This window comes from Halomonas sp. LMYGS-3 (assembly GCF_059509875.1).
Genome location: NZ_JCAKFQ010000031.1, coordinates 1 through 14,459, shown reverse-complemented (window position 1 = coordinate 14,459; position 14,459 = coordinate 1). Strand labels below are relative to the sequence as shown.

Genomic DNA, 14,459 nt, shown 5'->3' with positions numbered 1-14,459 from the left:
CTATTGGGAGAGAAGACCATCGCGCGGCTAACCGCGCAATGGTGGTCCGCTTTCAGCCGGCAAGCAGTGTGGGTAGCCACAGGGCAATACTTGGCCATACGCTGATCAACGCTGCGGCCAGGCACATCAGTAGGAAGAAGGGCGCCGAAGCCCAAGCGACTCTGCCAATGCTCTCGCCTGTCATCCCCTGGAGCACGAACAGGTTGAAGCCGACGGGTGGAGTTATCTGCCCGAGCTCCACCATGATCACCAGGAAGACACCGAACCACAGTGGGTCGAAGCCTGCCAGGATGACGATGGGCAGGGTAATGGGCAGGCTCATCACGGTGATCGAGATGCCATCGAGAAACAGTCCCAGAACAATGTAGAAGATTGCCAATGCCATGAGCAAGACCATGGGCGTGAACTGTTGAGCGGCGATCCAGGCAGCCAACTCCCTGGGTAAGTGCAGGTAGCCCATGGCCGTGGAGAGCAGCATGGCGGTGACCAGCAGGCTGCAGACCATGGTGGCGCTGACTAGGGTACCTTTGAGGGCGTCGAACAGCAGAGACAGGGTGAGTTGGCGTTCCAGGGCGAGTAGGCCCAGAGTGGCGGCTACGCCAACTGCGGCGGCTTCCGATGGCGTGGCAATTCCTGAATAGATCGAGCCTATGACGATAGTGATCAGGGCTACCACTGGGGTCAACAACGTCAGGGCCTGCCAGATTCCGATCTCTCCCCCCGACTGCCGGGGAGAGAGTTGGGGCTGCAGTATACTGCGCAGCATGATGAAACCGCTATACAGAAGGGCGATCAGCAGGCCCGGGATTACACCGGCCATGAACAGTTTGCTGATCGAGACTTCTGCCTGGACGCCATAGACGATCATCACGATGGAGGGGGGAATCAACAGCCCCAGGCTACCTGCTCCGGCCAAAGAGCCTATCGACAGGTTGCGGTCGTAGCCACGGCTGGCGAGTTCCCGAGTGGTGATCTTGCCGATGGTGGCTGTGGTAGCAGCGCTGGATCCACTGACGGCAGCAAACAGCGCGCAGCCGAACACGTTGGTGTGCAGCACACCACCGGGGAAAGGGCGTGTGAGTGGTGTCAGTCCCTTGAACAGTCGTTCGGAGACGTTGGAGCGGAAAATCAGCTCACCCATCAGGATGAAGAGCGGAATTGCGGAAAGCTCCCAACTGTTGCCAGCGCGGTAGAGAATCCGTGAGAAAATCAGTCCAATACGGTCGAGGTCGAAATCTCCCAGCCACCACAGCGAGCTCATGGCGGCAATCACCAAGGCTGCGAAGACCCATGTACCCATGGCCAGCACCGTTATCAACAATGCTGCCACGCCAACGGCGATCCATACCATGTCCATTGTCGGTAATTCCTCAGTCTTGTTGTGTCGGGTGGGTATGGCGCGACCGCTCGGTTACAAGTCTCAGGCTACGGACCGCCAGCGTGAAGCACAGCAGCCAAAGGCCTAGCAGGACAATGCCCTCGGGGATCCATAACGGCGTTTCGGACAGTGTGTCGCTAGTGATACCGCGCTGAAAGCTGCGAGCTACGTTGTGCCACCAGAATAGTGACAGCCAGGCGAACGCCGCGAAGCTAGTCGCGGCGATCAGCAACTCCAGGGGCCAGTGCCATTTCTTGGGCAGCCGGTCGAGGACCAGCGCGACTCGAATCAGCCCACCTTTCTCCAGGACATAGGGCAGGCCAAGAAAAGTCATGGCGGCAACGGCGTACCCGATGTATTCATCGAGGATGAATGTCGAGTGACCGAACAGTCGCAGCACGATCTCGAGAATGATATGCCCGAACATGTACAGGATCAGCAGAATCGCGACCCCTGCCGCGAGGCGGTTCAAGCCTCGCGATAGGGTGGCTAACAAACCGATCATGGGGTTTGCCCGTTATGGAAGGCATCGAGAATCACCTGACCACGCTTGCCCATGGTGTTCTGCCAGCCACTGACAACCGGGCTCGCGGCATCCGCCAGCGACTGCTGGAAATCCGTGGAGATGGGGTCGTGGACCGTTACCCCTTGCTCGTCGAGAGTGGCGTAGTTGCTTTGGGTGCGTTCGCGTACTGCCTGCCAGTTGTGTTCATCTGTGCGGCGAGCGGCTTCGAGCAGGGCTTCTTGCTGATCCTCCGAAAGTGACTCGAAGGCTTTGCGATTCATGTGCACCATGTTAAGCGGTATGGCGTATTGAATGCCGCTGAAGTGCTGTTGGTGCTCCCAGAAGCTGGCATTGGCGCCGGCCTCGGCGGAAGTGAGTACGGCGTTGATGCCACCGGTGGCCAGTTGCGGAACCACATCGGCCCAAGACAGGCTGACTGGAGCTGCCCCGGCATTGCGCAGGGTTTCGGTGCCGCTGCGGTCGAAAGTGCGGATCTTCAAGTTTTGCAGGTTTTCGCTAGAGGTGACGGCTTCACGTGACCAGATGCCGCTGGCCGGCCAGGGCGAGGCATAGAGCAGGACCTGGTCGTTGTCTTCGAACACTTCGTCGTAGTAGGGGCGTGCGATCTCGTACAGTTGGCGAGCTTCGTCGACTCCATCGACCAGGAACGGAAGCGAGGAGAGCAGGAAGATGGGGTCAATGCCGCTCATGGTGCCCGAAAGGGTATCGGCGATCTGCACGGCATTGTCGGCTACGGCATAGAAGTGGTCGCCTGACTTGAAGCCCAAGGCGCCACCGGTATGCAACGTGATGTCGACCTCGCCATCGGTGAGTTCCCTGACCTGTTCGATGAAATGGGCATCGCCTTGGGCATGGATCGAATTGGCGTTGTATTCGTTGGAAAAATCCAAGCGCGTGTCCGCTTGGGCGGAGGTGGTGATCCCAAGGCACATGGCGAGACCGAGTCCAGATAGTGAAAGTCGGGAACGTGTGTGGCGGATCGCTGAGACGGGGGATGAAACGGTCATCGAGAGACTCCGGTCATTGTTAGTTTTTTAACAGTCCCTTATTTCTCTTCGTCTGCGCAGCCCATTTGCGACCTCTCGGGCGCTGTTTGCGACGGTGTGGTGTCAGGTCCAGGAAAAGTCGTGATAGGCAGGGCCTCAACAAGCTTGGTGGCTGGGGTGCGTCCGTCGGCGCTGATATTGTCCCATCACAGCAAGGCCCCACTGCTCGCCGACAAGGTTGCCGTCAACCACCGGGTTGCACCGCTCAGCGAGCGCCATCGGGTGATACTCAACTTCGCCTTCCTCTCGGGACTGACGATGGGCGAGTTCTCCGACGAATGGCAGGAGCGCTGTTTGCGGTCGGCTTCACCCTCGACGACATCTGGGACATCGGCGCCGCGCCGACTTCTTCGGCATGTCCAACCGCCTGGTCACCCTCGCCGATACCCCGCCCAAGGAGGAGTTCTACCTGATAGGGTAGTGCTCGGTAACCTGCCCCAACGGCAAGCAGGCGATCCAGTTCTGGACCCAGACCAAGACCGTCACCGCCCGCTGGTTCGAGCCGGAGAACGTCTCCAGCGGCATCAACAGCACCATCTCGCTGCACTGATACCGGCAAGAGCGTGAAACGCGGCCTCGCCTCGAGAGGGGCGGGGCCTTGTATCGGGAGGCACGATGATCGGCTCCAGGAGCTGCCGGCATCTGTCCGACTCATGACGTTCCCGGATCACTTGAACAGCAGCAAATAGACGCCTGAAGCCAGTGAAAAGATCAACACCCCCATGCGCATTACGCCCCTGTCGAGGCGGTAGTGCAGGTAACGGCTGGTCAGTCCACCGATCACAAGGGCGGGCAAGAGGGTGGCAACCCATAACAGCTGATGGGCATAAAAGTACCCCGTAAAGACCAGCAGTACCAACGACAGTACCTCGCCGATCAGGAAGCAGGTTGCGACCGTGGAGCGCAGCACCGGGCCTGGCTTGTGTTGATAGAGCAGTGCCAGGGGGGGGCCGCCCACGCCGGTGGCGGTCTCGCTGATTCCCGTTACCGCTCCGGCGGACCCGCACACTCCCTTTCTGGGCTGGAAGGGGGGCAAGAAGAAAGCACCCAGCACCGCCAGCACGGTGAAGCCGCCGACAAGCTGATTCAGGCCCTGGGACGAGACCAGCGACAGGATCAAGAGGCCCAGCAGCGTCCCCGGCAGCCGGCCGAGGCTCACATAGCCCACACCTTTCCAGTCAATGTCGGTACGCTCCCGCCCGGCGACATAGAGATTCAGGGGCAGCATCAACAGCAGCAGCGCGACGGGCAGCAGGTCGGGCCTGAACAGCCCCATGACCGGCGCGACAATCAGGGCAAAGCCGATGCCCACCACCCCCTGGATGAAGGCGGCGGCGCAGGTGGCCAGGGCGATCACAATGAAGGCAAGGATATCCCCTTCATTCATGACCAGTGCAGCTCCTGGGGCAGCAAGGTGCCGTCGGCACCGTCACGGGGGACAGCCCCATGCTGTTCCCGCCGTTCCCGATGCTCGGCCGAGGTGGGGTGAACCCGGGAGATGGGAGCCCTAGCCACGGCCCGCGTGGCCGCTTCGCGAACCTTGTTGACCAGCGCCGGGCCATCCCAGTCCAGTGGCCACCCTTCCCAGAGGCGAAGTCGACCATTGGTGAAGACGGCCTTGATCTGCTCACGGCCGGCATAGCGCACCAGTTCCCACTGGCGGTCCCAACTGGGGGTCATTTCCGGCACATCGATGTCAACCAGCAGGAAGTCGGCCGCCAGGCCTGGAGCGATCGCACCGGTCACGTCACTCAGCCCGGCAACATCGGCTGCGCCTCGCGTGGCGTGCTCCAGCCACAACCAGCCACCACCGCAGGATGAGTCGCCGATGGCCAACCCAAATGCCAGCCGTTGGCTGCTTTCCGCTGCATCCAGGAGGCGAAAGGCGTCACTACGCGTCCCGTCCGTCCCCAGGCCGAAGCGAATGCCGAGTTCCGACATCTGCAGGGCGGGGGCCACGGCATTGCCTTTCCAGACACTGGCGACGGGGTTATAGGCCACGGCGGTATCGCTATCCCGCAGGAGGTTCAGCTCTCTGGGCGTCACCAGCGACGCATGGGCAAGTAACGCCTGTGGGCCGAGGGCACCGACCGATGCCAGATGCTCGATGGGTCGCTCGCCTCGTGCCACCAGGGAGCGCTCCACCGCCTGCAGGTGTTCGTTGGCATGTGTCTGAAAGATCGTACCGGCTTCGGCACATATCGCCGAGACATAATGCAGCATGGCATCACTAGCCACTTCCGGAATTGAAACCGCCAGGGACGCCTTGATCAGGTCGTGCCCTTGCCAACGGCTCAGATGCTGTTCTGCAACGGCTTGAATGTTTTCGAGGTCGGCAACGTTGGCGGCTCCGGACAGATCATTGCAGATCAGCCCGAGCACACAGCGCAGGCCGGTATGCTGCGCAGCGTCAGCGATGACCCCGCAATCCTGTGAGGAACGACAACCCGCATCGACCACGCTGGTGAAGCCGCCGCGCAGGGCTTCAAGGGAAGCCAACTTGGCAGACAAGTACAAGACCGATGAGTCGAGGTTGGCTTCCAGCGGAACCCATATCCGCTTGTATATCTCGGAGGGCTCTCCGAACACCAGGGATTTGCCCATGGACTGTGACAGATGATGATGAGTATCGACAAAGCCGGGCATCATCAGGTAGCCGGGCATTGAGACTGGTTTGAGGTCAGGGTATTGCTCACACAGGGAATCCAGGGCGTCGACCTCCGTAAATCGCCCATTCGACACCAGTACCGCCTGGTCTCTCGAAATGCCCCCCGGAAGCAGGACTTCTTCGGGTGCCAGCAGCAGGGTGTCGTCCGCAAATGATGAAGGCTGTATCTCCATACCTTTCCTGGGGCGCCGAACGTCACCTCTTCTCATGCCTGATACTCCTTGAAAGCGTCATGCCGTAACCTTTCGAGCGAAAGGGTTTGCCAGCTTCACAATGTTAACCTGAAAACAGATCGGAAGAATTAGAACAATACTTTGTCGAGTATTTGGTATCCTGCTTGTAAAATGAAATCTGTAACCGGCCGAACAGTTTCCGAAAGGCCATCAAGAAAACCGTTCCTTGATGCGAACTTCGATCCGTGAAGCTATCAGGAAGAGCGCCAATGAAACGAAGGTGGTGACCAGACTCGCCGCGAAGGCCCGCTCGGTGCTGAAATCGGCCAGTGTGATGGCGAACAGGTAGCCGAGGCCGGAGGTTCCCATCAGGAACTCGGCCACCATGGCGGCCAGTATGGCCTGTGCAGATGCCAGCCTCAGTGCGACGGCGAAGCTCGGCATGGCGGAGGGTAGTGCCAGGTGCCGGAAGTATGACCAGCGTGACGCTCCCAGAACGTGGAACAACCCATGGGCACCACTGGGTAGAGCCCTGAGCCCCGCCGTCATGAACACGAAGGAGGGGAAGAAGGTAATGATAACGGCCACGGCAATCACGGTCGAAGCATCATACCCTAGTAGTCGAGCAATGATGGGGATCAAGGCGACGACGGGAACCGAGCTGAACATGACGGTGACTGGCGTCAATAGCCCCGATGCCACTTTCGATGACCAGGCCACCGATGCCAGGATGCCCCCCAGTAGCATGCCGCCCACCAGCCCCAACAGCGCCGTGGATAGAGTAATAAAGGTATGATGAAGATAGATGTTGGAGCTCGTGACAATATCCATTATCACTGCCGTAGGAGGCGGCATGACAATGGAGCTATAGGACATTGCCATCACCCATGCTTGCCAGAGAAGGAAAAGCAGGGCAATTGGCCAGTAGCCGACAAGAACCTTGATGATGTGACCCGATATCCAACTCCACAGGGCAGTCGATCTACTCATCTCTGCTCTCTTTAGTTGTTCACCCGCTATCATGTCATTCCCCTTCTGTTGGGTATTGATCAGCGAAAGCGCTTGTATACGTGTCGTTCCAGAACAGACAGGGCCAGATAAAGCATCAATGACAAGCAAGTAACGAGCAGGACCGCACTCCACAGCAATGGAATCTGAAAGTTCTGCATGGCATTGACGATCAGGACTCCCAGGCCGCGTGTCGCTCCGAACCATTCACCGATGATAGTGCCGATGAGCGCAACCGGTACCGCAAGCTTGAGTCCGCTGACGACAACGGGAATGGCTGCAGGAAGCTCCAGTCTCATCAGCCGTTGAGCCGAGCTGGCCCCGACTACAGAAAACAGGTCCATGTGGCTCCTGGATATGGTACGAAGACCGGAGTTCATCGATACGAAGACGATGAAGAAGACATTGATGGCAGCGATCCCCACTGGCGTGGCATCCCGGCTGAGAAGGACCAGGAACACCGGCCCGAGGGCGATGGGGGGAATGGCGTTGAGAAATGCCGAGAAGCGCTCGATGCCAGGCCTGAGTGGCAGGCTCAAGTGGGCAATGACTGCAAGCCCCATACCCATGATGCTACCAATGAGATAGCCCTGGGAGGCGGAGGCAAGTGTGGATGTCAAGGCACGCTCGAACAGGCCTCGACGAGCAGGATCAAACAACAGCGACAATACATCGCTCAGTGCGGGCCAGGTGATGCCGGCAAGTTGATAATGGCCAATGATCTCCCAGGCCACCAGCAGGAGCATCAGTCCCATGGTGCCCAGGAATATTGACTGAAGCCGCTCCATCGTCATTTTCATCTCCCTGCCTCTGAGGCAACACTTTCCTGGGGAATAAGCGATTCGGTGAGCTCGTTGGCCAGCTCATGGAAGGCTTGCGTGCGAATCACCTCGGGCGTTCGTGGCCGCGGGAAGGGAACCCTGACTTCCCGAAGAATTCTCCCCGGCCTGCCGCTCATGACTACGACCCGATCGGCCAGGAACAGGGCCTCCTCGACGGAATGCGTCACAAGTAGAGTGGTATGCTGGTGTTCGGACCAGATACGTTGTAGTTCGATATTCATATGGCGCCGTGTCACGGCATCAAGGGCGCCAAAGGGTTCATCCAGTAACAGGACCTGCGGCTTCAGTACCAGTGCACGGGCGATCGCGGCTCGCTGGCGCATGCCCCCCGAGAGTTGCCCGGGACGGCTGTTCTCGAAGCCCGACAAACGCACCAGCTCGATCAGCATCTCCACGCGTGCCTTGTCCACCGGTTGGCCCGACAAGCGGTAGGGCAAGGCAATATTCTGATAAACTGTGAGCCAGGGCAGCAGCGCATGATCCTGGAATGCCACACCCAGTGCATGTTGCTTGACGAGCTCTTCCGGGGCGCGACTGTTGATCTTCACGCTCCCGGATGTGGGTGTTTCCAGGCTCGCCATCAGGCGCAGCACGGTGCTCTTCCCACAGCCGGATGGGCCGATCAATGCCACAAACTCACTCTCGTCGAGATGCAGCGACACACCATCCAGTGCCACCAGCTCGTTACCGGAACCGTCGCTCGGAAATTTCTTGACGACATCCCCTAGATATATCATTGGACTTCTCGGCCTCCACCGTATTGAACTCGCCACAAGGTCTGGCCCGTCGAGATCCGTCGTCTGGTGATACCATCACTCCATCTCGATGTTTGGGAGTATGGGAGCACCCGAAAACTGCATGCCGGCATATCCCCCGACCACTCAGTCGAGGCTCTCGTGTACTTCCTGCATGATCGTGGTATCCACAATTTGCTCGACATCGGGCAGGTTCTCTCGCCCGGAGGCCCTGGCCGCGTCATACATGGGGCCGGAGATCACCGCCTTGTCAAGGGTCAGCAAGAGATGGTTCGGGTTGTCGGCTGGACGCATGAGCTCGATCTGAATCTCGTTCTGCCTTCTCTGCTGCTTGGGGTCCAGGCCCAGGTCGGCACCGAAGTCATTGACGGCCAGCTCGACGGCAGCGCTGGGATCCTGTTCATTCTCCATCCAGCCACGCGTCAGGGCGCGCAGGAAGCCGATGACGCTCTCACGTTCCTCTTCCAGATACTCTCTCGTGGTGAAAAGCACCCCATTGGATGAGATAAAGCCAAGATCGTTGAAGCGGACAAAATGAAAGTCCTCGTCACGCACCAGGCCCATCATCTCGAGGGTGATGACCTGATTGGTCTCGAAAGCGGTATAGCCATGACCATCTCCGGCCAGCAGCGGTTCGGGAGAGAAGCCGGTGGGCACGGGCTCCCATTCCGCCTCTATCCCATTCAGGGCAAAGGTGGCATCCACAGTTTCCCGTTCGGTGGCGCGCTGGGCCAGGATGCGGGAGCCAACCATGTCCTCGGCATTCAGGATGGGTTTATCCGGTAGCGAGATGATACCCAACGGGGAGATAGGCAGTGTGGCAGCCAGCATCACGAAGTCGTTGTCACGCTCTACGGCATCGAGAAAGGGAATCCAGTTCGTATAGCCAATTTCGGCATTTCCGGAGGAAACCACGACCTCGGGTCTGGCGGCGTTCGGACCCCCAGGAATATATTCGACACTCAGCCCCTCCTCATCGAAGTAGCCCTTCTCGATAGCCAGCCAGAGTCCGGCATATTCGATATTGGGGACCCATGTCTGTGCCACACGGACCTCCTTGTTCTGTGCGTGAGCCAGATTATTGGAGGAGACGGCAACTGCGCCCGACACGACAAGGAGCACAGAAATTGAGGCCACGGCTGAAAATCGTTTCTTTATCATCATGTTCACCTTCGACATTGATTTTATTGCACAAACTCAGTGTCGGATGGGAATAATGCACCAAGTTATCCATGGGGATGTGGCACTTTTTTGTTGACAACTCTCAAGCTAGCCTTCCCGACCGTACTCGTCTATCATAATTTTTAGCTCGCACTGTTGCTGATATGGCTACGGTAATCGGCTGGTGTGGTCCCCTGATTCGCCTGCGTGCAGAGTGATGCCTGGCTGTCGACCTCTCCATGTATAAGGTCATGGCAGGTGTTGTGTGGCATGTGTTGCGTGACAGAGAGGGCGACAGCAATCAGACAAAGCGTAGTCGTATACTCAAGGCTGGCAACCAGCTGCCTTGCCAACAGCGGCTCTCGAGATCAATCAGGAAACAAGCCCTATCTGAAGAGACATAAACATGCCGCTACTGCTGCCCGCGCTGCGCTATTTCGAAGAAGTTGCCCGCCAAGGCTCGCTGCGCAAAGCCGCTGACCACCTCCACGTAGCCGCCTCTGCTGTCAATCGACAAATATTGAGGCTCGAGGATGAACTCGGTGTACCACTCTTCGAGCGGCTTCCTCGGGGAATGAGGCTTTCCCCCGCAGGGGAGATTATTCTCTACAAGATACGGCAATGGCAGCGAGATGAACGGCAACTTCTGGAGTACCTGAGTGATATCAAGGGTGCTGGTTGCGCAGAGATTCGTATTGCAACCATCGAGTCCATGACCGACAGGGTCTTGCCGATGGTGCTGCACCATTTCAGCCAACGCTTCCCCAGGATCCGCTTCATCATCATGACCGGGGTCACATCCACCATTCTCGAACAGGTCACGATCGGAGACGCGGATTTCGGTATCTGCATGAACCCACCCCTGACCCGCAAGGTGAGCTTCGTCGAGAAGGTGGCCCTGGCATTCGGTGCGGTGGTTTCGCCCTCGCACCCCTTGGCAAGCAAGGAATCGGTAAGGCTGCGTGATTGCAACGAGTTTCCGGTCATACAGCCGGACTCGGAAATGTTCGCCGGCTCCACCTTGCAGCGACTCATCGAGAGCACGGACCTCGAGCTGGCTCCGATAGCACACTGCAACCGGATCCTGTCGATCAAGTCACTGGCCCGCTCGGGCCTGGGCATCGCTTTCCTGACCCGGCTGGACATTGCCAGGGAACTGGAGAGAGGGGAGCTGGTGTTCAAGGCGCTGGCCGACAAGAAGCATATCAAGTCCGACCTTTCGCTCTGTGTGGCCGCCGACCGCCCCCTCCCCATGGCCACGACCGTTGTCCTGGAGCAGATACGACAAGCGATCGCCGACATCGAGGATTCGACGGAGCGTGGCCCGAACCATTTGTCTCCTGGATTCACGGAATAGCCGCAGCAGTGTGCCAGGCGACGCTGATGAAGCGTCTTCCGCCGCATGTAAGGTGGGATCCGGTATCCAGAAGGATACCGACCTGGGGCCGCTGGCCTCCCCGGCGGCACGCGATTGTGCCTTGCGTTGACGATGTCCGCCTGACCGCTCGATAAAACTGGTAAAGTTCAGGCATCGTATGGATACGATGTCGGAGCTCATTTGACTCGTCGTCTCGTCTCGCCACTCTCGCCGGTGGCCACCCAGCTACGTTGGCTGCTGGCCCTGCTCTGCCTGCTGGCGCTGCCGGCCCAGGCCGCCATCGAGGTCACCGGGATGCCGGGCGAGCTCAACCTCGGGCCGCGGGTGGCGGTGCTCGAGGACCCCAGTCGCGAGCTCGACATCGAGTCGCTGCTCGCCGGCCACGACCGGCTGCCCTGGCAGGCCTCCGAACAGGACACCCTCAATTTCAGCTTCTCGTCGTCGGCCTGGTGGCTGCGGGCCGACCTGGCGAACGCCTCCAGCGAGCCCAAGCGCCGGCTGCTGGAGCTGGCCATGCCGCTGCACGACTACCTGGATGCCTGGGTGGTGGACGAGCGGGGGGAAGTGGTGCAGGCGTGGCAGACCGGCAACCGCCGCGCTTTCGACTCGCGCCCGGTGGCGCATCGTACCTTCGTGCTACCGATCGACCTGCCACCCGGCGAGGTGCGCCGGGTGATCCTGCGGCTGGACACCCACGACGGGCTGTATGACGCCACGCCCCTCTACCTGATGGACGATGCCGGCTTTCTCGAGAAGGCCCAGCGCGAGCTGATGGCCTTCAGTATCTACTTCGGGGCGCTGCTGGCGCTGCTCATCTACAACCTGCTGCTCTATGTCGCCACCCGCGAGCGCGCCCTGTTGCACTATGTGGCCTACCTCGGCACCTTCTTCGTGCTGATGTTCACCGCCCGGGGCTTCGCGTTCCAGTACTGGTGGCCGACCCTGCCGACGTTCAACAACCAGATGGTGCCGCTGAACATCGGCCTGTTCACCATCACCCTCGCCATCTTCACCGACAGCTACCTCAATTTGCGTCGGCATGCTCCCCGGCTGACCCGCGTGTTCTACGGGCTGGCCGGCCTGTGCCTGTTGAGTGCCCTGCCGGCACTGCTGGGGCACTATGCGCCGATCTTTCGCCTGATGATTCCCGCGGCCATCGTGCTCTCCACGCTGCTGCTCGGTGTCGTGGCCTGGCGTAGCTGGCTCGGTGACACCCTGGCCAGGATCTTCCTGGTGGCGTGGAGCGTGCTGCTGGTCGGCGTCTCGCTCTATTTCCTGCGGGTGGCCGGGGTGCTGCCCTACAACGTCATTACCGAGTATGCCGTCCAGGCGGGCTCGGGGCTCGAGTTCCTGCTGCTGGCCCTGGGGCTGGCCTGGAAGATCAACCAGCTCAAGAACGAGAAGCTCGCTGCCGAACGCGCCACCCACGAAATGCAGCGCTCGATCAATCAACGCCTCGAGGAGCAGGTGCGGCAGCGAACCCGGGAGCTGGAGCAGGCCAACCGGCAGCTCAAGGTCATGGCGCGGACCGACCCGCTCACCGGGCTGCTCAACCGCCGCCAGTTCCGGGAACTGGTCGACGAGGAGCTGCAGCGCCGCCGCCGCAGTGGCCGACCGTTGCTGTTCGCGGTGATGGATATCGATGCCTTCAAGCCCTACAACGACACCTACGGCCACCAGGCGGGCGACGAAGTGCTGGAGCAGGTCGCCACCCTGCTCCAGGCGCACTTCCGGCGCGCCGGCGACCGGCTGTTCCGCCTGGGCGGCGAGGAGTTCGGTCTGCTGCTGGAAGCGGATTCGCTGGAGGCCGGCCACCAGGCGGTGGAGCAGTTACGCGGGGCCCTGCAGGACCTGGCCATTCCTCATGAAGGATCGAGTCATGGGGTGGTCACGGCGTCCTTCGGCCTGGTCGCCTGCCAGGATTTCGCGAGGGTGTCCGATGCCCAGGCCCTCTACCACGAGGCGGATCGTGCGATGTATGCGGCCAAGGGGCGGGATCGCAATCGTGTCGTGGCCCACTCCCTGGTGGCCGGTACCTGAACGAGGCGGGGCGGGTGCGTGGACAAATGATTGACGTTGACGTTAACTGTCGAAAGCCGTGAATGTCCCCACCACAACACGCCAGGAGCCGCCATGTCCGCCCCCATCAGCCGTTTCCCGATCCCCGAGTCGATCCAGGACCTCCCCGAGGATGTCCGTGACGCCATGCTGGCGGTGCAGGAGAAGGCCGGCTTCGTGCCCAACGTCTTCCTGATGCTGGCCCATCGCCCGGCCGAGTTCCGCGCCTTCTTCGCCTACCACGACGCCCTGATGGAGCGCGAGTCGGACACCCTGACCAAGGCCGAGAAGGAGATGATCGTGGTGGCCACCAGTGCCCGCAACCGCTGCCTCTACTGCGTGGTCGCCCACGGCGCCCTGGTGCGCATCTACAGCAAGGACCCGCTGCTCGCCGACCAGGTCGCCGTCAACCACCGCGTCGCCGACCTGAGCGACCGCCACCGGGTGATGCTCGACTTCGCCTTCCACAGCGGCCTGGAGGTCGGCGAGCTCACCGACGACTGGCAGGCCCGGCTACTCGAGGCCGGCTTCACCCTCGACGACATCTGGGACATCGGCGCCATCGCCGCCTTCTTCGGTATGTCCAACCGCCTGGTCACCCTCGCCGGCACCCCGCCCAACGAGGAGTTCTACCTGATGGGGCGGGTGCCGCGGGAGAAGTGAGCAGAATTAGCATTTAAGGAACTGTTCGTAGCGGATAGCCAAAGAATCTCTATCCGGCTTGTTCTGAGGGTTCCGAGGTACCTTGAGCCGTTGGCCCTTTAACTTTTTGATGCTCTCCAGTAAGAGGCCGCCTTTGGGGAGTATTAACTCCTCTCTCAAGTGGAGTCGATAGTCAGGGTCAATTCCAATCAAACCAGCATCGTAGGCGCGATGGTGAAGGCGGCTCAGGGAAATTCCATTTCTTATCTCAGTCGTGCTAGCTTCATGACTATCTGGGATGATATGAGCAGCCTCGAGTAACTGTAGAACTGGAAGGCCCGTCATTGCGCAGCGATTAGAATAAGCCTGCATTGCTCGGGCTCGAAATTCGGCTTGATGGACTCGACTTTTGACCTCTTGAATAATATACCGCTTTTCGACTGGGTAAGGTTGATAGGTGGCAGTTGCTTCCGCAATTTTTTTATCGTTGCCTATGCTGTTTTCCATGCTGATGTGACATCTTTCTAAACGTAGGTCGATGCCATCGATGAAGCAAGGCCAAAGAGGGAAATAACGGCCAGGCGATAAGCCAAGAAGATAGATTATTGGGTCTTTGTTTTCATGGCTATTAATAAGTCTCTGGTTGTCAGGTTCGTCGAGTCCGCCTGTGCGGAAAGAGTACCAAAAGCCGCCTTCGTCACTAGGGAAACGCTGCACAAATCCCGACGCAGCTGCCTGTTCGGCTCCGGCGGGGTAGAATCTGACCATCCCGCCACCGTCTGACAGAGCCATCCGATGAAGCAGATCTCGTTCGCCCAGGCTGA

The 14,459-nt window shown here is 59.7% G+C and carries 13 protein-coding genes; 3 read left to right on the top strand and 10 right to left on the bottom strand.

All coding sequences use genetic code 11. The features are described 5' to 3' along the window. Positions 1-52: 52 nt before the first annotated feature. From AC5W54_RS19780 to AC5W54_RS19740, 9 genes are all read right to left on the bottom strand, one after another. Positions 53-1,357 carry a TRAP transporter large permease gene (locus AC5W54_RS19780; protein WP_495963817.1) on the bottom strand — a complete coding sequence of 435 codons (1,305 nt, stop codon included), beginning with the start codon at positions 1,355-1,357 and terminating at the stop codon, positions 53-55. Positions 1,358-1,370: 13 nt separating this feature from the next. Beyond that, a complete protein-coding gene (locus AC5W54_RS19775) occupies positions 1,371-1,883 on the bottom strand; it encodes a TRAP transporter small permease (protein ID WP_495963816.1) in 513 nt (170 codons plus the stop codon). Then, positions 1,880-2,794, bottom strand: a complete 915-nt coding sequence (locus AC5W54_RS19770) for a TRAP transporter substrate-binding protein (protein ID WP_495963815.1) — start codon at positions 2,792-2,794, stop codon at positions 1,880-1,882. Before AC5W54_RS19770 ends, AC5W54_RS19775 begins: the two co-directional genes overlap by 4 nt. A gap of 823 nt (positions 2,795-3,617) precedes the next feature. Continuing rightward, positions 3,618-4,337 (bottom strand): TSUP family transporter, encoded by a 720-nt coding sequence (locus tag AC5W54_RS19765; RefSeq protein ID WP_495963814.1) that lies wholly within the window; start codon positions 4,335-4,337, stop codon positions 3,618-3,620. Then, positions 4,334-5,791: an amidohydrolase family protein gene (locus tag AC5W54_RS19760; protein WP_495963813.1), complete on the bottom strand. Its 1,458-nt coding sequence runs from the start codon at positions 5,789-5,791 to the stop codon at positions 4,334-4,336. Before AC5W54_RS19760 ends, AC5W54_RS19765 begins: the two co-directional genes overlap by 4 nt. Before the next feature lie 210 nt (positions 5,792-6,001). Beyond that, positions 6,002-6,781: an ABC transporter permease gene (locus tag AC5W54_RS19755; protein WP_495963812.1), complete on the bottom strand. Its 780-nt coding sequence runs from the start codon at positions 6,779-6,781 to the stop codon at positions 6,002-6,004. A 59-nt stretch (positions 6,782-6,840) separates the two neighbouring features. Further along, entirely contained in the window at positions 6,841-7,599 is a 759-nt protein-coding gene (locus AC5W54_RS19750) for an ABC transporter permease (RefSeq protein ID WP_495963811.1), read from the bottom strand. Next, entirely contained in the window at positions 7,596-8,378 is a 783-nt protein-coding gene (locus AC5W54_RS19745) for an ABC transporter ATP-binding protein (protein WP_495963810.1), read from the bottom strand. Before AC5W54_RS19745 ends, AC5W54_RS19750 begins: the two co-directional genes overlap by 4 nt. Positions 8,379-8,522: 144 nt before the next feature. Then, a complete protein-coding gene (locus tag AC5W54_RS19740) occupies positions 8,523-9,557 on the bottom strand; it encodes an ABC transporter substrate-binding protein (protein WP_495963809.1) in 1,035 nt (344 codons plus the stop codon). Positions 9,558-9,963: 406 nt separating this feature from the next. On the opposite strand from AC5W54_RS19740, the gene AC5W54_RS19735 reads away from it, so the two are divergent. From AC5W54_RS19735 to AC5W54_RS19725, 3 genes are all read left to right on the top strand, one after another. Continuing rightward, complete coding sequence (locus AC5W54_RS19735) at positions 9,964-10,914, top strand: LysR family transcriptional regulator (protein WP_495963808.1); 951 nt, start codon at positions 9,964-9,966, stop codon at positions 10,912-10,914. 201 nt (positions 10,915-11,115) lie between these two features. Then, complete coding sequence (locus AC5W54_RS19730; protein ID WP_495963807.1) at positions 11,116-12,975, top strand: sensor domain-containing diguanylate cyclase; 1,860 nt, start codon at positions 11,116-11,118, stop codon at positions 12,973-12,975. 93 nt (positions 12,976-13,068) lie between these two features. Further along, complete coding sequence (locus tag AC5W54_RS19725) at positions 13,069-13,656, top strand: peroxidase-related enzyme (protein WP_495963806.1); 588 nt, start codon at positions 13,069-13,071, stop codon at positions 13,654-13,656. Positions 13,657-13,662: 6 nt separating this feature from the next. On the opposite strand, the gene AC5W54_RS19720 is transcribed toward AC5W54_RS19725, so the two are convergent. Next, positions 13,663-14,459: HNH endonuclease (locus AC5W54_RS19720; protein WP_495963805.1), on the bottom strand; the 797-nt coding region annotated here is incomplete at its 5' end.